We start from the raw sequence: 15,721 nt of genomic DNA on the forward strand, positions 1-15,721 counted from the left end.
AATCAGGGATTTCGATGATTGGGATAAAACATTGGGGGCCTCAGTAAAAGCGAAAAAACTGAACATAATTACCTTCTATAAAGAAGGCTCTGACATTGATGACATCAGAGAAGAATGCTACCTATTTCCCAATCTCACTTTTATTTCTACTATAAAAACGACCATTGACAACTTGAGGCCAGCAGTCGTTTTTATAGTAGTGTCGCCACTCACATTTTCGTTTTCAGAGGAAAGAAATTTCATTAATTTCTATGTAGCCTAATTAAACGGAATGACTTTCTTTTCGATTTAATAGCCAAGCCAATCCCATGTTGGTCAGTCCACCTAGTAATCCTATAAAGAGGACACCGGGACCAAAGGTCATCTGATGGGATCCATCCGCCTGTACCTGATAATTAAAGATGAGACCCCCAAATAACGAATGCCGAAAGGAAGACCAACCATTCATATCCGATAATATACCAAAGATGAGATAGCCTAAGGCGGTCAAGAGACTAAATAAAACAAATCCAAACAAAAAGGGACGAAAGAGAGAGATTATCTTAGTTCTTGTCTTCATGATTTTTCCCCCTGTTTGACTAATAATTTACGCGCTCGGATCACTTCCACTAATCGCTTACCATCTTCCGCCGGTGGAATCAGGGATAATGGGTGAATTCCTAATACAATCACTACTGCCCATCCAAATAAATGGGAGCCAGGCCAATAGTCCATCCATACCATCACGGCGATCACCAAAGCCATTGTAAAAGGTAACAAGGGACCTGCTAAGGTTATCTTCCATTCATTCCTTGGGGTAGTGTGGCGACGCACGATCTGCAGCACTAGCCGTTTAACCGCCAAAAAAGAGGGACGCCTACCGTGTTTGCCTTTTTGATAACTCACATGGTGACCCCATTCATGTAATAAGTTGCCTAGCAGATAAAAAAAGCCGACTCCGGTACCCTGCCATAACCATCCATTAATATCTAGCGCAAAGAGCAAAAAGCTTGTTATCGCTACCAAAAGAAATCCCAGTAATCCATGGGCTTTCAAAACAGCGATTCCAATTCGCCATATCGCCGTTTTCCCGATTCCCTCATCCGCCCCCAAATCAATACGGTGCCGCGTTTGCCAATCTGTTCCCTGCAATACTCGCATAAACACCAACACCGTTATCCAGCGCTCCTGTAACCACACTTTTAGTGAAGGCGGTTGACGAACATTTATTAAATAGCGTTCATTTAACTGAAGCACAAGCTGTCTAATATCTGGCAACACTTGTTCGGGTGGCCAACTATGCTGTTCGCATAAGCGATTGCAGATTTCATTGATCGAACGGTGTCCGTCTACTTCTTTTAAGATTTCATAGGTAACTTCATTAATTCCGTGACGGATATCCAATACATGATCTTGAATTGCTTCTTTCGTCAATTCAACATGCTCAGGCCAGACGGGTATCGTGGTGTCACGAATCATGCATGCTCCCTCCCTCGTTCCAACAAAAACGCCACCAGATAGGCGATTAGCACATATGCCAGCACCGCAGCCGCGTATACTCCGGTAGACCAACGGGCTTGCAGCACACCGGTTCCGTAAAACAGTGGTAAACAAACGCTGACAAACACCAAATTAACCATCCATTTCCCCGTGAATTTACTCTCATCGCTAGGCAGTGCTGTACCGACTACAAATGCGGTGGCTAGAAACAACAAAGCATGCATGAGAAAGGAAAGAGATTTGGTTAAACTAGGCAACGGAAGGCCGACTAAGATTTGCAACGCTATAAGCAACAGCCATGCCATCAAAGGTAATGCAGTGAGATAGGGCAGCATTTTTCCGCCTATATAGATGTGAGTTGGTAGGGGTAACAAGCGAAATCCGTCCCTTGCGCTAACATCTCTTCCTCGGGCCATTAGCGGGTAGATGGATAACAAAAACGGCAGTCCAAAAAATAGAATCATCTCATATAGGGGCAGGTACAAGTTCCAATCTCCCAGACGAATTATCCCACCGACCAATGCGAGAAAAAAGAGAGAAACAGTAGTATGGAAATGGGTCTCTGCATCCCGAAATCCTCTTCTCCACTCCAGAGCGGCAACGCTAAACAGTTGTAACCGGGGAAAAGACAGCGAGCTCAACCACACCCGTTCGCTGGCATCATCGGCACGCTGCTTCGAGTCGAAATGAAACAGCAGCCCCACCCACACAAGTAGCCCCGACAACCACCCCAACAACAGCCCCACATCTGCCAACCAGGTCCCCGACTCCGTCGCCCAACTCAAAACCGTTTTTGAAAAGAGGGTACCTGGAAGCGGAGCGGACCAGATATCCCACCCCCGTTGGAGGATCCATCCCCCCCATGATAACCCTACAAATACCGATGACAGAAAGAGTGCACCATGAAAAAGCCGTTGCACCGAAGCTGTACGCCCCTTTGCTGCCCAACTTGCCAACAGGTGAATTGCTTGTTGCCAGACCATTCCGACAAGTATTGCACAACTCAACACCACGGCATACAACAGCGTCGCTCCAAACTGTTGATGGAGCGGTAGGGATAAGCCATTCAATAAAACCAATAACACCGGCAAAAAGACGGCCAGGATGAGCAGCAACATCAAAAATGCAACCGGCAACAATTGCCCTCCGATCCACGCTGATCTGTGAACAGGAAGGGTTTCCAGAAAACGATTCTTCAAACCACTACGAATCCCCCACTGCCAAAACAGCCCCATAGCCATGGCGATCAAAAGAAACGTAACCAGGCTAAGGCGCTGTAAAAGGAGTGTTGCCATCGCCTCATCTGGTTCATTGGCTCCAAAAAAGGTTTCATGGGTAGAGTGATAGACATACCAAGCGGATGCAATTACACCCGGCACTAACAATAGCGGTACAATACCGACCAATGGTGAACGTTTGGTCATCTGCCACCATCGATTTTTCCAAGTGGTAAGAATCATCTTACCAATGATCCAAGATTGCATGAATCTGTCCCCGCTTATCCTGAGATTGGGTCAGTTGAATGTAACTCTCCTCCAAGGAAGTAGCTTGGCACTGTTTTAGCACCCACTTCACCTCTCCTTGGATCAGCTCCATCCCGTTTTGGATCAGACAGACCCGATCACACACTTGCTGTGCAAAAAAAAGATCATGAGTGGACAACAACACTGCTATCTGTTTTTGCTTGATTTCCCGCAATACCTGCTTCAGCAAATAGATCATTTCTGGATCCAGGCCAGTTGTCGGTTCGTCCAAGATGATCAAGCGTGGTTGATGCAGCAAAGTTGCCACTAGTTGGACTTTTTTCCGCATTCCATGAGAAAAGGAGTGGAGCAGGCGCTTTCGGTCTTCCCAAATGCCGAGGAGTCGTAGCCATTCTTCGATTTGTTTATCAGTGTTAGTAGTAGGTAATTGTCGGATAGCTGCAATAAAACGGAGAAACTCCCAGGCTGTCAAATCCTCCATCAACTCATCTACATCTGGCATTACACCGATCATGTGCTTTATCTTCATGGCATGCGCGGCGACATCTAGGCCGTCAATAGTGATTATACCAGCATCCGGTGTCAAGAGACCGGTCATGCTTTTAATCGTAGTGGTTTTTCCAGAGCCGTTGGGACCTAAGAGTCCAAACACTTCCCCTTCAAATAAGGTAACCGAAAGGTTATTCACTACAACATGATCACCATACGCTTTTGTCACACTTTCCATTTCAAGGACTTTTTGCTTTCTCATCAGCATTTCCTCACATAATTGAAATGCCCCGGTCTGGGGTTTTATGTTACAATGCAAGTGACACTGCCTCTGTAACGGGAGTCACAGTGTTACAAAGTTCAGGGGACAAGCGGTTACATTTTGCAACCTACTTCTACAGTTTTATCGTCTATGTCGATTTTTGAATAGAAGTCTCCACCTTTGGAGGCGCAGTACGCGGCATAACCACCAATCGCAATGATGGCTGCAATGGCGACAACGGTCCAATCAATCGCTTCGTTCACCTGGACTTCTTTATTAAATCGAACTTGTGGTTGTACGTAGTTCATTTACATCCACTCCCCATTTTCAGAATTGTCTCCAGACCAGGGCAAGTCCCATGATACAGAATATTGTTACTATTGGTCAAATGCGCTAGGATGCCAAAAACTTTCATATTAATCGCTACCGACGGTATATGAGAGCATAAGCTTCCGAATACTCGTTAAACTCTAAAATATAATATACATTACAAATAATAGGCGTTATTTAAAGCATCTTTATCTCTTATGTGGGAAAGGAAAATAGCTTGTTATCAAAGGAAACTTCAATACACGGCTTGCTTTAAGAAATGGTGAGGTGAGGAAGTGAAGAGCTCTCATGCATGTATAATTTTCTACTATATATTATTGCGGTCGACCCCAACTGTTCCAGACGAAGTATGACCTGGTATTGGACATGCTCAAGGAACTTGAAGCCCGGTTGCTGGCAGCCGAGGTCACGGTCACCCTGGACTCCTGGTATGGGGCCTGTTTGCCGTTTTTGATGCAACTGAGTGAACAGGGATTTCGTTGAGTGACTCAAGGTCGACCGGTGACCCCTGTATCTCCTGATAAAAACACCTGTTTAAAAACCATTCAGGCCCTCTGGCCGAAACAGGTTCGACTGTCGATGTGGGTTAAATCTGTCTAATACAACAAGAAATATTATCCTCGCAATGAGAAAGGCCTGTACATTTCGGTTACTTTTAACAATTCCCAGTTGGTGATGGGCGGCTGTCACCAATTCCAGCTCAGTGATCCCCTCGGGTCAGCTGATCATATAAGTCCTGGGCGGATACGATATCTTTGGTCAAGATGGCGACCGTCTGATGACCGGCTTGCAGAAAGTCCCGGAGCACCTCTTCCATTCGGTCACAGAGATCCCCGTAATTTTCCACCTGCTCCAACAGCGGCGATGCTCGGCGAAGGCCGGTCGCTCAAAGGAGCTGCAATGCCCATCAAGCGCTTGGGCCGTTAACCTTACGCTTAGACCGGGGGTGTACCTTTTCTTCCGGAAATCCTTGAATCACTGGATTTCAAACGGCACTTTTGTAGCGTGGAAACAAGAAGTCGCCCATCTGACGGACGACTTCTTGTTTATTGCATCTGGCTTCCTTTACAGGAGTTGTTTTCGTCTATACTCCCCTTCCAATCAGATGGAGTTCAACGCTTCGGCAATCGGAGTGTTTCCGGTCAGCAGATCGAAGGAGCGCCGATAGGTATGCTCCCTCTGCAGTGATTCCACAATTACAGCAGCTACGTCGGCGCGGGGAATCTCCCCGGATGCTTTCTGATCATCCGGGATCCAAATGGTTCCTTTCCCCGGCTCGTCAGTCAATCTTCCCGGGCGGATGATGGTGTAATTGAGACCGCTTTCCCGCAACCGTTCATCGGCACGGCCCTTGGCAACGAAATAGTGTCTCATTGTATCCGGGCCTTGCTCCGGCCGGTCAGCCATCATCGAGCTGACCATGATAAAGCGGTCCACACCGTGGGTCACGGCGGCATCGATGGTTTTGAAGGCCCCGTCCAGATCGACCAGAAGAGTTTTATCCGCCCCGGTATGGCTGCCAGAACCCGCCGTGAAGACGATCGCCTCACATCCTGCCACAGCCTCGTCAATGGTTTGCTCCAGATCGGCCACCACCACCTCATCGGCCCCCAGCTTTTCCATCTCCGGCCGTTGCTGTTCATTACGGATCACGGCACGTACCCGGTAACCGCTTGTTCCCAACAGATGAACGAGATGTCTTCCAATTTTTCCGTTGGCACCGATCACGGCCACTTTCAAATCAAACAACCCCTTTGAAATCGGATAGGATCAACGGTTTCCCTGAAAGATTTCAGACACGAGTTCGAATGAGCGCAGACGGGCTTGGTGGTCGAAAATCGCGGCATGGATCATAAATTCATCCGCCTGAGTTTCATCTAACAATCGCTGTAATCCTTCTTTGACCGTATCGGGATCTCCGATCACGAAGGAACCATATTAGCGGGGCAATCAATTTATCTTGGTGTTATATCCCCGGTTGCCATCGATCTCGGTCACAACTTCATCCCCGACTGCCGTATCGACGGACCCTTTAGAGTTCCGGTCAAAATCATATCCCCCGGATTCAGCGTCATGAAACTGCTCAGGTATTCAATCAATACGGGAATACTGAATATCATGTCTCCCGTTGTCCCTTCCTGTGTTAATCCCCATTAACATATGTGCGCAAGCTGAGATTCATCGGATCGGCCACATCTTTCGTATCGACCAGCCACGGACTGATCGGCGTACAGGTGTCACGATTTTTCACTCTCAAGTTGGGCCGGTAATAGTTTTCAAGATAATCCCGAATCGCATAATCATTGGCCACCGTATATCCGGCTAAATACTCATAGGCATCTTCTCGTTTCACCTTCCTTGCGGTCCGACCGATGATGGCAACCAATTCACACTCATAGTGCATATAAGTTACATCGACCGGACGGCGGGTCTGGGCACGATGCCCTACCAAAGTGTTGGGCCCCTTCAGAAAGACCAGAGGCTCTTTGGGAGGGTTGAATGAAAGCTCCTCGGCGTGATCCTCATAGTTTAAACCGAGAGCGAATACGGTTTGCGGCTGTACCGGGGGCAACCACACCACATCTTTTTCATCCAGCAGACGGCCATTATTCAATTGAACAAGGCCTTCTGCTTCCACAGCATCATGAATGGCCCCGCCAAATGCCACACGTGCTCTTTTCATCATCTCTCCCCCACCACCCATTCATCCTCGCTGACAACCGTATTTTCCAAGCGACCCACTTGGTCAATCTCGATCCGGAGGCGATCGCCGGCTTCAACCCTTGGAGCTCCTTCCGGCACGCCCACCAACAACACATCACCCCTATTTAAAGTCATAAATTCCGTAACATCTGCAATGAGATGGGCCACAGAACGAATCAGGTTTTCGGTTGTGTTCTCCTGGCGAAGTTGCCCGTTAACGAACACCCGTACACCCAATCCATCGGGATTCGTCACCGCCGGACGGTCGATCACCCATGGGCCGATCGGACAGAAACCGTCACGCGCCTTCTCACGGATGGCGGGCCGATGGAGACTGTCATGTGGAATACTTACATCATTAACCACTGTATACCCTGCCACATGATCCCATGCATCTGACTCATTTACACGCGTGGACCTTCGGCCGATCACAACCCCGAGAGAGGCACCCACCTCCAATTCAGAAACATCATCAGGCAAAGGGATGAGCTGCCCGAATCCTGTAAATGTATTCTGCGGCTTGATATAGAGAACAGGGGCTTTCGGTGGCTCCCGATAAGGGGGCTCATGAACCGCTTCCCCAAGTTCTGCAAGCGTACCCTTATAATTGAGCAGTGTATCGTAAACCGTCCCGGAGATGGGGACATCCAAGGTCAGCCTGTTGATGTCATAGCTTGTGCCCGTCCATCGGGTTCACCTCCACTTCCTTGACTGACGGCATCCCGTGAAGCTTGATTTCCGCTTTACTCATGCAATCCCACCCCTCCTTCATATTTACGGGGAGTATGCTTTTAATTTGTCTGCTTCGCCAGGGTTCCATATTTCCCCTTAAAAAATGTTAACGGGTTACCCTCATTCAAACCGATATCGACCACTTCCCCCACGTATAAGGTATGATCGCCGACATGATGGGAGCTGTGCATGTTGCAGACCATGGTCGTTAATGCATGTTGAATGACAGATACATCCTGAATGAAGTCAAAGTCGATCCCTCTGCCTTCTTTTTTTTGACCGGCAAAATGCATGGAAATGTTCTGTTGTTCTTCCGCCAAGATACTGACAGCAAATTTTCCGGATTCGCCCAATTCACCATACATTTGCGCCTTTTTGTCAACTGAAACTGTGATCAATTTTGGATTCAAGGAGACAGACATAAAAGCATTCGCAGTCATACCGTGAAAGGTGTCGTCTCCGATCTCTTGCAAAAAGCGTAAAGGAGAACCAAAGTCCCACCACCCTCCCCCTTTAGGATTTCCCAGACAAAGTTCGCTGATGGGGCACTCCCTTACCCCGGATTTTGTACCCTCTGATCAAGTGACAAAATCGGGTTTTCTTTGGGCAAGGGTCGCATCTTTCCTCCCGATATTCAGTCATTTCCGAAATCAAGCGCCCCTTTAATTACAAATTTACGTCTTTTTCGTTGCTAATTCGAAGTCTACCATGTGTTATAATGTCTGAAAAATATCTATTATGTCATTTTTCCATGCCCAAATGATATAGAGTGTCTATGAACGAGGGAAGAGCATTGGACTTAAAGCAATTGCGCTACTTTGTGACCATTGCCCAGGAAGGACAGGTTACTCGCGCAGCTAAAAAGCTTCATATGGCTCAACCACCACTCAGTCAATCTCCAAAAATACTTGAAAAGGTAAAATTCCTGGACCACTGTGTCACAACGTAAGTCCCGATTCCAAGGGTGAAGCCGTATCGTTTCCATCCCATCCCCGCCCGGATCAGTTCAATTGTTTCCACGATCACGAACCAGAGCAGGACCCAAACCCAGATGATTACGCTCCAGTCCCGAGGGCGAAACTTTGAATCGGATGCTCCAAATGGCGTGAATAAAAACTCCTTGACTATACGATCGGAGAAAGGATGCCGTGATGAAGACCCACACCAGCAACAAAAACAGAGTCAGATCTTTGCCGAAGCCTTGATCGACGGTAGGAAAACTGTGAATCGCACTGTTGATAAAAATTCCAATCGCCATGACCGTAGCTCCAGATGCAGTAGCCGCTTCCCTAAAGAACGTGTTTACTGATCGTAACCAAGCCCACCAGCACAGACAGCCGCAGCCATTCACAGGCCTTCCCGGAAGGCCCACAGGCTCACCCACACCCCGAAAAGAATAACCATCCACACCCATGACCACCAAGGCAAACGTGTTTGACTCATAGTACCATCCTCCACACAAGGCCTATCTTACTCAAAACAGCAGAAGGAATCCATAATATGGGTCGGGAGGAGGATATCCCACCTTATATGCTTATAAAAAGGGAGAACCCAAAAAAAGCCGCCCCTTGATGGACGACTTCATTTGGGTCACTTCCGCCTCCACAATCCCGGAGCCGGACTGATGTATATGACAAAAAATCCGACGACCTTTCCCAATGCTTTGGAAATATAGACGTTCTTTTTCCATTTTTTGCGAAAATAAGGGTGCTTGTGCTTTTAAGTATGACCGGGAACATTGGTCAGAGCTTCTTCTGATGATTGGGATAAAACATTGGGGGTCTCAGTAAAAGCGAAAAAGCTGAACATAATTACCAAGGCCAGAGAACACCTAATCCATCTCGTCAAAAAAATCACCATCCTTGTCCTTTAGTAGCCTTTTCACTTGATACATATTCAGCATACATTTCTGAAATTCCTTCTCGTCTAACGAATGCCAGCATTCGGCAAGTTTAAACAGAAGCTTGTATTCTCTTCGCTGTAGTGTATGCTTTTGTGCAAAATCGCCTTGTTGCGGTATATCACAAATCGAACATACTGCCGATCCCCGTTATCCTTAAATGCTCCCCATGCGCTGTTAGTGAACTGTATCGCGCCCTCCAGGTCATTTTGCATGTATGCACAAATGCCCAACTCACAAAGGCTGGCGGCTTCAATGTTTTTATCATTGTTGAAAGAGTGCTGATTTGCAAGTTTGATCGCATTGTAATAAGCCCGCTCAGCCCTGTTGCACCAGGGGTTTGAGCACCTTGCGGCCCCGCTCTTCCCGCAACCAATCTTCCAGAAACACATAACAAGTGTTGGACAGCCGCGTCTTCATACCGGGACAGGATCGTTTCCGTCTCCAGTGCGCAGGTGACAACGTGACACCAGACCATGGTGGCGAAAACCTCCTTCAGGGAGGGAGACTTGGTCTCACTCAACCCGAAGTGGGTGTAGATCCATAAATAAAAATCTTCGAGAGGAGCAAATTTCCCGATGCGGATTAAGGCCTGATTGCTCTCTTCCTTCAGCCCTTCCCCGATAATAGCGCGAAACACATCCGTCGGCTGGGCACTGTTGGCCTGGGCCAACACTACAAAGACTGCCGCCTTCCAATCCCCTTCCTTCTCCTGCAGGGGAAACAGCCGTCGGAACTTTTCCTTCCGCCGTTTTTCCCGGAAAAACAGCTTGTACCACTGCAGAAACGAACGGGCCCGGTTGAGGTCCAATCCCAACTCCTCCGCCAGCAGGGCGGTTTCATCGGTTTTAAATTCCGCGGAATACAAAAGGATGTCCAACAACATGTTCCGCTCCGGTTCCGGTCTGGCAAAGGGAGCGTAAAGGAGAAAGGATATCCTCCGTTGCTCCACCTCCAGAAGGTATTTGATTTGAAAAGCGTTGTCTTCACTCAATTCCCTGTCCCTCCAGAGTGTCCCGGATCTCCCCCAGGTCCCGCCCCTCGGCATCTTCGTCATACCAGAACACGATCCCCCGCTTCAGGGGGGAGCGTTGTTTTTCCCGTTCAAACAACTTCAGCAGTTTGTTGACCAGCTCCACACTTCCACCCGCTTTCCCCGTCACTGAACCTTGATCCGATCGAAACTTCCTCGACTGAAAGTATAACAAAAAAGGATGAGCAGCGGCGGCTGCTCATCGGTTGATGTTATTTAATCTTGGCTAGGACCTTCTGCAGCTTTTTATAGTTTTGGACAACGCCATCGTCGAGATCCAGCTCCACTTGGCGGTTGGCCACTTCGGCCAGTTGTTGGTCGTACTTCATCAGCTCTTCCTGGCGGTCCCGGAGGGTGATCAGCTTTTTCTCCAGTGCCCGTTTCTCCCCCTACTGGGAGGGAGGGGTCGGCCAGACACTGGTCGGTGTATTTCTCCTCCTGACGCAACTTCACCTGCAGCTCCTGCACATAGCGGAAGCGGAAGGTGCCCATGGTGTGGGGGTTGTAGCGGTGGAGATAGATGAGGGCGCGCATCCCTTTTTGGGGCCGAAGTCGGCCAGCCAGTAGATGGGCCGCTTCTGATAGATGCGGCAGTGATCCTTATAAAACTCATCGAGGAAGTAGCGGCGGATCCGCTCCTCGGCGCTCTCCCCGGAGCGGATCTTGCCCAGGGACTCCGCCAGCCACTGCAGGTTCCCCGCCAGCTCCCCCTTCCCGTACAGGGTGGTCAGGATCCGGTTGAGCCAGGTGATGATATCATCCTCAAAATAGGCCGCCTCGGTCAGAGGGACGATCCCGTCCTTGTCCGATTGGAGAGTCTGATATTTGGAAGCCTCCCACTCGCCCCGGCATAGGCCAGCCCCTCCGCATCGAGGGAGTAGCGGCCCATGATCAAGCCGAGACAGTAAGAGAGGAAGGACTTGGCATCCCGCTCCCGCTCCGCCCGGCGAACGGTCACTTCCTCCTCCGGAACCTCCGGGGTCAGCTCCTCCTGCAGGTCGTAGAGGTCGATAAAGATCAGCTCCTCCTCATAGGCCTTCAGCTGGTTGAGCTGATCTTCCGCATGCTCTGCCCAGTTGGCATAGGATTGGGCCAGATTTTGCGCCTCTCCCCGGTAGGTGAGGAAGGGGTGCTTTTGGAAGCCCCAAGAGGTTTCGAAGGAATCCCAGTCGGTTTTGGAGACGTCAATACTTGATTTTACAAGATCCGGAATTACCTCTGGCCTATTATTTGAAAGTTGTTCTGACGAGCCAAATTCACTCCATGTAAAACCCAACCCTCCCTCCGATATTTTCACAACGCTACCGGAGCATGTCTTGATTTGGGGCAGACCGGGTGTAACCGACTTTCTCTTTAGATACTTGAATTACCAGACACGCTCCAGTTAGGATCAACGGTTTCCCTGAAAGATTTCAGATACCAGCTCGAAGGAGCGCAGGCGGGCTTGGTGGTCGAAAATCGAGGCATGGATCATAAATTCATCCGCCTGAGTTTCATCTAACAGTCGCTGCAATCCTTCTTTGACCGTCTCGGGATCTCCGATCACAGAGGTGGACAGCTGTCTCATGACAGCCGCTTTCTCGTACTCGTTCCAGAGTTCATCCATATCGTCTACCGGCGGTTGCAATGGAGCCGGCCGATTCCGGACGAGACTGATAAACTGCTGTTGCATCGAAGTACTCAACCGGCGGGCCTCCTCTTCCTCATCCGCTGCGATGACGTTGACCCCGATCATCGTGTAGGGCTGATCCAACACCTCCGACGGACGGAAGTATTCACGGTAGAGGTTGAGAGCCGGCACAGTATATTCAGGTGAAAAGTGACTGGCAAAGGCGAAAGGCAATCCCAATTCAGCGGCAAGTCGGGCGCTGAAATCGCTGGAACCCAACAGCCAGATGGGGATGTTCAACCCCTCGCCGGGAATGGCCCGCACACGGTTTTCTCCAGCAAAGTAACCTCGCAGTTCCGCCAACAGCTCGGGGAAAAATTGACCACTGCTTTTGCCGTCCCGGCGTAAAGCCCGTGCCGTCAGTTGATCCGTTCCCGGCGCCCGGCCGAGGCCGAGATCGATCCGACCGGGAAACAGTGATTCCAAGGTTCCAAACTGTTCGGCAATGATCAAGGGGGCATGATTGGGCAACATGATTCCACCGGAACCGACCCGGATTTTTTTCGTTTCCGCCGCCACCCGCCCGATCACGACAGACGTCGCTGCACTGGCGACCCCCGGCATGTTGTGGTGTTCAGCCAGCCAGTAACGGGTATATCCCCAAGCTTCCGCATAGCGGGCCAGCTCCAGGGTATTCTGTAAAGATTGAGCCGGTGTGCCTCCCTGGATGATCGGAGAAAGGTCGAGTACTGAATAGGGGAGCTCCCTGATCATCTTTCGCTCTTGGGTCAATCGTTTCAACTTCTTTCTGCTGATAATGAAATGGTCCCACAAGTCTTATTATGAATCAATGGACTCTGAAATAAAAGGTGAGATATGAAACCACCTTTTCTCCAAACCTGGAAGCGTTGTGAGAAAGCCAATCGGAGGGTTAGGGTTTCCGCTTTGACTCGTCAGAACATCGAGCGGAAAACCCAATCCTGACCGTCTTAAAACCACTAAAACACAAAACTTCCAGAATATCCTCCAGCATAAGAGAAGCCGGGAATCCCGGCCGGTGACTTCAAAACTTTATTTACATGGATTCTCTTCCCTCAAACACTTGGGCTCTGTCCAGTGGTAGTACACCCCCGACTACCATCCTTTGTTTTGGAACCCGACGATTTCCCAAGGAACCATCCGTCTTTTTTGAATACGCAGATCCATTCCTCACTGGGAACCGACCCGATAAAACTCGTGGAACAACTTGATCAAAGCTCTTTTTTCTATGCGGGAGACATAGGAGCGGGAGATGCCCAGTTCTTTTGCAATTTCCCGCTGGGTCTTCTCCTTGCCTCCGGACAGGCCGAACCGGTTTCGGATCACATCCTGTTCCCGTTCGTCCAGAATGTGCAGATAACTGTAGATTTTACTCTTTTCGATCTTCAGCTGGACCGTCTCCACAATTTCATCCCGATCCGTCCCCAATACATCGATCAGGGTGATTTCATTAACATTTACTCTTTATCTGTGAAGGTGTTTCGAAAATGGCGAGTCTATCAGGGTGGATTGAAACAAGAAATGCAAACAGGCCACCTGCCAATCCATGGCCGAATCTCCCTGACCGTCTTTTTTGTAACTTGTATCGAAAAATGGCGGAGTATTCTTTTTTACTTCCAACAATACAAAGGGAAAATCCCAAAAGGAGAAACTTCCATATGGATTTATTCGACATTGTAACCCCACTTTTGTGGATCTCTCTTTTTATCAGTATTCTCGCTGCAGTATGGGGAGTTCGGAAAAGATCTATTTTTATCTTGGTAATCTGGGCACTCATTTCAGGGATCATATCCCTCTTAGCCATGTTTTCCACAGGCATGCTTCTACTCACTATTCCATTGGCTCCATTGATCATTGCCGGATGGGTTGGATTTAAAAAGTGGTGTTTGCACTGAAAAAGCCGGCAGGGATTCCCTCTCACCCGGATTTTTCTATATAACCCAACTACTGAAATGGTGAAAAGTCGACAAAGTTAAACGTTTCTCTGTATACTCTGTGGTAGAGTTCGTAATATACTTTCACTTTTTTATCAATATCAGGTAGTTGATAAATTCGATAATCGGAATACATATAGTCATCATTCCATACAATTTCACGCTCCACAATATTTTGATTACCGAGAACAAAGGTTGGAGGGTTATCCTCAGTTCCTGTACACGTATGAGAAGGTTCAGGCGTGTATTCGTAATAGCCGCTTCGATACTTTCTCACTCCTTCTTCACAAAACGCCTTCAACTCTTTCGAGGATCCTTCACCATAAAGGAACCGGTATGTCGCTTCATGATTTGCCTCGGTTGCCCCAACCTCCTTGCCATGCAAGGTTACTGTTGCCAATAATACAACACATGTCAATACTACTTTTTTCAATGGAAATTTCAAAGAAATCACCCTTTCTAAGTGCATCAATCTCCTTATATTTTTCTACCAAAATAGGTTGATATCCTTCTTTTAAGGAAAAATAAAACAAAAAGTCGGACAGGGATCACTCCCCCACCTGGATTTTGCTGAGCCTATCGCTTGCGATCCCCCGCCTGGATCGCCTCTTTGAACCAGCCAACCGCGTGGCTTGTGCCTGATATCCCCATCGGAGATCAAAAGGTTGGTGTTTGCATGAGAGATGATGGAGACGAGAAGGATTCACCATACACAGCAGATTTTGAACTGGAGAGAGTAATCTATGGTGTGAGTGTCTGCAAGTTTTTCAACCCCTTTTTGTCCGATTTGTCCAATTCGGTATAATCACTTGGACACAACATGCTAGAATGATATTGGACCATATGTGCACAAATAAATGAACGAGTGGTTTAAAAATAAATGTTGGTAGAGGTAAAAGGGCTGAGGAAAAAGGAAAATCTATTACGTAAAGCATTTGTCTATATCAAAATACGAGACAGGAAACCGCGAACCTGACATTGACACCCTCCAAAAAATCGCTGACTTCTTCGGCGTCACCTTGGACTACCTTACCGGCCGTAATGACGACCCGCTATTCTAAGTCGTGACGACAGCTCGAGAGACTTGCCCGGGAAGAAAGAATCACAGCAGACGTCCAGGCGATCCCACTTCCCCACTCCCGGAGGGGATGAACCGATACATCCTCAAGGGAATTAAGGTTGCCAAGAGGCTACCGGGAGGAACAGGAGAAGGGAAAGAAGAAAAAAGAGGAAAGAGGAAGGAGACAATGAGTGACCCCCGAAAACTGAGGAGGAGAGATATCATATGAGTGATAAATTGGATGTCATCCTCGAGAAATTGAGCGATATGGACAGGCGTTTTGATCAGATCGATAAACGTCTGGACGGAATGGATAAACGCTTGGACAGAGTAGATCAACGCCTCGACGGGATGGACAAACGCCTTGACGACATGGACCAACGCCTCGACGGGATGGACAAACGCCTTGACGACATGGACCAACGTCTTGACGGGATGGACAAACGCCTCTCATCCCTTGAAAGTGAAGTGACGGAAGGATTTAAAACCCTCAACAAAGATGTGAAAGTGATCCGGGATCAAACTGCCCACACCGCTGAATTGCAATCACCGGTGAACTCTTTGCAAAAACAAGTTGATGATCTTCAGATGGACGTTAAGCTTTTGAAAAAGGTTTTGTGAAGCGGACACTAACGTTCGAATGACATGGATAGCCGATAAAACCTGC

General features: G+C 48.4%; 22 protein-coding genes and 2 pseudogenes. 5 read left to right on the forward strand and 19 right to left on the reverse strand.

Going from position 1 to position 15,721, the window contains the following annotated elements; genetic code table 11:
- Positions 1-262 precede the first annotated feature (262 nt).
- From IEV46_RS03740 to IEV46_RS03785, 10 genes and pseudogenes are all read right to left on the reverse strand, one after another.
- A complete protein-coding gene (locus IEV46_RS03740) occupies positions 263-559 on the reverse strand; it encodes a hypothetical protein (protein ID WP_188430045.1) in 297 nt (98 codons plus the stop codon).
- Positions 556-1,458 carry a PqqD family protein gene (locus tag IEV46_RS03745; protein WP_188430047.1) on the reverse strand — a complete coding sequence of 301 codons (903 nt, stop codon included), beginning with the start codon at positions 1,456-1,458 and terminating at the stop codon, positions 556-558. Before IEV46_RS03745 ends, IEV46_RS03740 begins: the two co-directional genes overlap by 4 nt.
- Positions 1,455-2,963 (reverse strand): hypothetical protein, encoded by a 1,509-nt coding sequence (locus tag IEV46_RS03750; RefSeq protein WP_188430049.1) that lies wholly within the window; start codon positions 2,961-2,963, stop codon positions 1,455-1,457. The genes IEV46_RS03745 and IEV46_RS03750 overlap by 4 nt, the downstream gene beginning before the upstream one ends.
- A complete protein-coding gene (locus tag IEV46_RS03755) occupies positions 2,941-3,714 on the reverse strand; it encodes an ABC transporter ATP-binding protein (protein ID WP_188430051.1) in 774 nt (257 codons plus the stop codon). The genes IEV46_RS03750 and IEV46_RS03755 overlap by 23 nt, the downstream gene beginning before the upstream one ends.
- A gap of 113 nt (positions 3,715-3,827) precedes the next feature.
- Positions 3,828-4,022: a hypothetical protein gene (locus IEV46_RS03760; RefSeq protein ID WP_188430053.1), complete on the reverse strand. Its 195-nt coding sequence runs from the start codon at positions 4,020-4,022 to the stop codon at positions 3,828-3,830.
- Between the two features lie 722 nt (positions 4,023-4,744).
- The gene (locus IEV46_RS03765; RefSeq protein WP_188430055.1) at positions 4,745-4,900 is read right to left on the reverse strand and encodes a hypothetical protein; all 156 of its coding nucleotides are present in this window, start codon (positions 4,898-4,900) and stop codon (positions 4,745-4,747) included.
- A 245-nt stretch (positions 4,901-5,145) separates the two neighbouring features.
- Positions 5,146-5,784, reverse strand: a complete 639-nt coding sequence (locus IEV46_RS03770; protein WP_188430057.1) for an SDR family oxidoreductase — start codon at positions 5,782-5,784, stop codon at positions 5,146-5,148.
- Between the two features lie 210 nt (positions 5,785-5,994).
- Positions 5,995-6,727, reverse strand: a pseudogene (locus tag IEV46_RS03775) (fumarylacetoacetate hydrolase family protein).
- Positions 6,727-7,398: a fumarylacetoacetate hydrolase family protein gene (locus IEV46_RS03780; RefSeq protein WP_308420262.1), complete on the reverse strand. Its 672-nt coding sequence runs from the start codon at positions 7,396-7,398 to the stop codon at positions 6,727-6,729. Before IEV46_RS03780 ends, IEV46_RS03775 begins: the two are co-directional and overlap by 1 nt.
- Positions 7,399-7,538: 140 nt before the next feature.
- Entirely contained in the window at positions 7,539-7,952 is a 414-nt protein-coding gene (locus IEV46_RS03785; RefSeq protein WP_268235868.1) for a flavin reductase family protein, read from the reverse strand.
- A gap of 302 nt (positions 7,953-8,254) precedes the next feature.
- On the opposite strand from IEV46_RS03785, the pseudogene IEV46_RS03790 reads away from it, so the two are divergent.
- Positions 8,255-8,395 (forward strand): annotated as a pseudogene (locus tag IEV46_RS03790) (LysR family transcriptional regulator); the annotation flags it as partial.
- 90 nt (positions 8,396-8,485) lie between these two features.
- Here the strand turns inward: IEV46_RS03790 and IEV46_RS03795 are convergent.
- The 4 genes from IEV46_RS03795 to IEV46_RS17985 all read right to left on the reverse strand — a co-directional run bounded on the left by IEV46_RS03795 (position 8,486) and on the right by IEV46_RS17985 (position 10,741).
- Positions 8,486-8,737 carry a hypothetical protein gene (locus IEV46_RS03795; protein ID WP_188430061.1) on the reverse strand — a complete coding sequence of 84 codons (252 nt, stop codon included), beginning with the start codon at positions 8,735-8,737 and terminating at the stop codon, positions 8,486-8,488.
- Between the two features lie 763 nt (positions 8,738-9,500).
- Positions 9,501-10,373, reverse strand: coding sequence for a hypothetical protein (locus IEV46_RS03800; RefSeq protein WP_188430063.1), 873 nt, complete (start codon positions 10,371-10,373; stop codon positions 9,501-9,503).
- Positions 10,366-10,542: a hypothetical protein gene (locus IEV46_RS03805; protein WP_188430065.1), complete on the reverse strand. Its 177-nt coding sequence runs from the start codon at positions 10,540-10,542 to the stop codon at positions 10,366-10,368. Before IEV46_RS03805 ends, IEV46_RS03800 begins: the two co-directional genes overlap by 8 nt.
- Before the next feature lie 82 nt (positions 10,543-10,624).
- Positions 10,625-10,741, reverse strand: a complete 117-nt coding sequence (locus IEV46_RS17985) for a BREX-1 system adenine-specific DNA-methyltransferase PglX (RefSeq protein ID WP_229735884.1) — start codon at positions 10,739-10,741, stop codon at positions 10,625-10,627.
- A gap of 25 nt (positions 10,742-10,766) precedes the next feature.
- Here IEV46_RS17985 and IEV46_RS03810 point away from each other — a divergent pair, with 25 nt between their 5' ends.
- The gene (locus IEV46_RS03810) at positions 10,767-10,979 is read left to right on the forward strand and encodes a hypothetical protein (RefSeq protein WP_188430067.1); all 213 of its coding nucleotides are present in this window, start codon (positions 10,767-10,769) and stop codon (positions 10,977-10,979) included.
- 214 nt (positions 10,980-11,193) lie between these two features.
- Here the strand turns inward: IEV46_RS03810 and IEV46_RS03815 are convergent, their stop codons facing one another.
- The 5 genes from IEV46_RS03815 to IEV46_RS03835 form a co-directional block, all read right to left on the reverse strand.
- The gene (locus IEV46_RS03815) at positions 11,194-11,688 is read right to left on the reverse strand and encodes a hypothetical protein (RefSeq protein WP_188430070.1); all 495 of its coding nucleotides are present in this window, start codon (positions 11,686-11,688) and stop codon (positions 11,194-11,196) included.
- A 114-nt stretch (positions 11,689-11,802) separates the two neighbouring features.
- A complete protein-coding gene (locus tag IEV46_RS03820; protein WP_188430340.1) occupies positions 11,803-12,795 on the reverse strand; it encodes an LLM class flavin-dependent oxidoreductase in 993 nt (330 codons plus the stop codon).
- Positions 12,796-13,230: 435 nt separating this feature from the next.
- Positions 13,231-13,464 (reverse strand): sigma-70 family RNA polymerase sigma factor, encoded by a 234-nt coding sequence (locus tag IEV46_RS03825; protein WP_229735886.1) that lies wholly within the window; start codon positions 13,462-13,464, stop codon positions 13,231-13,233.
- Between the two features lie 46 nt (positions 13,465-13,510).
- On the reverse strand, positions 13,511-13,879 hold the full coding sequence (locus tag IEV46_RS03830; RefSeq protein ID WP_188430071.1) for a hypothetical protein: 369 nt from the start codon (positions 13,877-13,879) through the stop codon (positions 13,511-13,513).
- A 125-nt stretch (positions 13,880-14,004) separates the two neighbouring features.
- Positions 14,005-14,439 (reverse strand): hypothetical protein, encoded by a 435-nt coding sequence (locus tag IEV46_RS03835; protein WP_188430073.1) that lies wholly within the window; start codon positions 14,437-14,439, stop codon positions 14,005-14,007.
- Between the two features lie 490 nt (positions 14,440-14,929).
- Here IEV46_RS03835 and IEV46_RS03840 point away from each other — a divergent pair, with 490 nt between their 5' ends.
- The 3 genes from IEV46_RS03840 to IEV46_RS03850 all read left to right on the forward strand — a co-directional run bounded on the left by IEV46_RS03840 (position 14,930) and on the right by IEV46_RS03850 (position 15,675).
- Positions 14,930-15,055, forward strand: coding sequence for a helix-turn-helix domain-containing protein (locus tag IEV46_RS03840; RefSeq protein WP_229735888.1), 126 nt, complete (start codon positions 14,930-14,932; stop codon positions 15,053-15,055).
- 87 nt (positions 15,056-15,142) lie between these two features.
- Entirely contained in the window at positions 15,143-15,283 is a 141-nt protein-coding gene (locus IEV46_RS03845; protein ID WP_188430075.1) for a hypothetical protein, read from the forward strand.
- A complete protein-coding gene (locus tag IEV46_RS03850) occupies positions 15,280-15,675 on the forward strand; it encodes a hypothetical protein (protein ID WP_188430077.1) in 396 nt (131 codons plus the stop codon). The genes IEV46_RS03845 and IEV46_RS03850 overlap by 4 nt, the downstream gene beginning before the upstream one ends.
- Positions 15,676-15,721: the final 46 nt, after the last annotated feature.

The organism is Kroppenstedtia guangzhouensis (assembly GCF_014637345.1).
Classification (GTDB): domain Bacteria; phylum Bacillota; class Bacilli; order Thermoactinomycetales; family DSM-45169; genus Kroppenstedtia; species Kroppenstedtia guangzhouensis.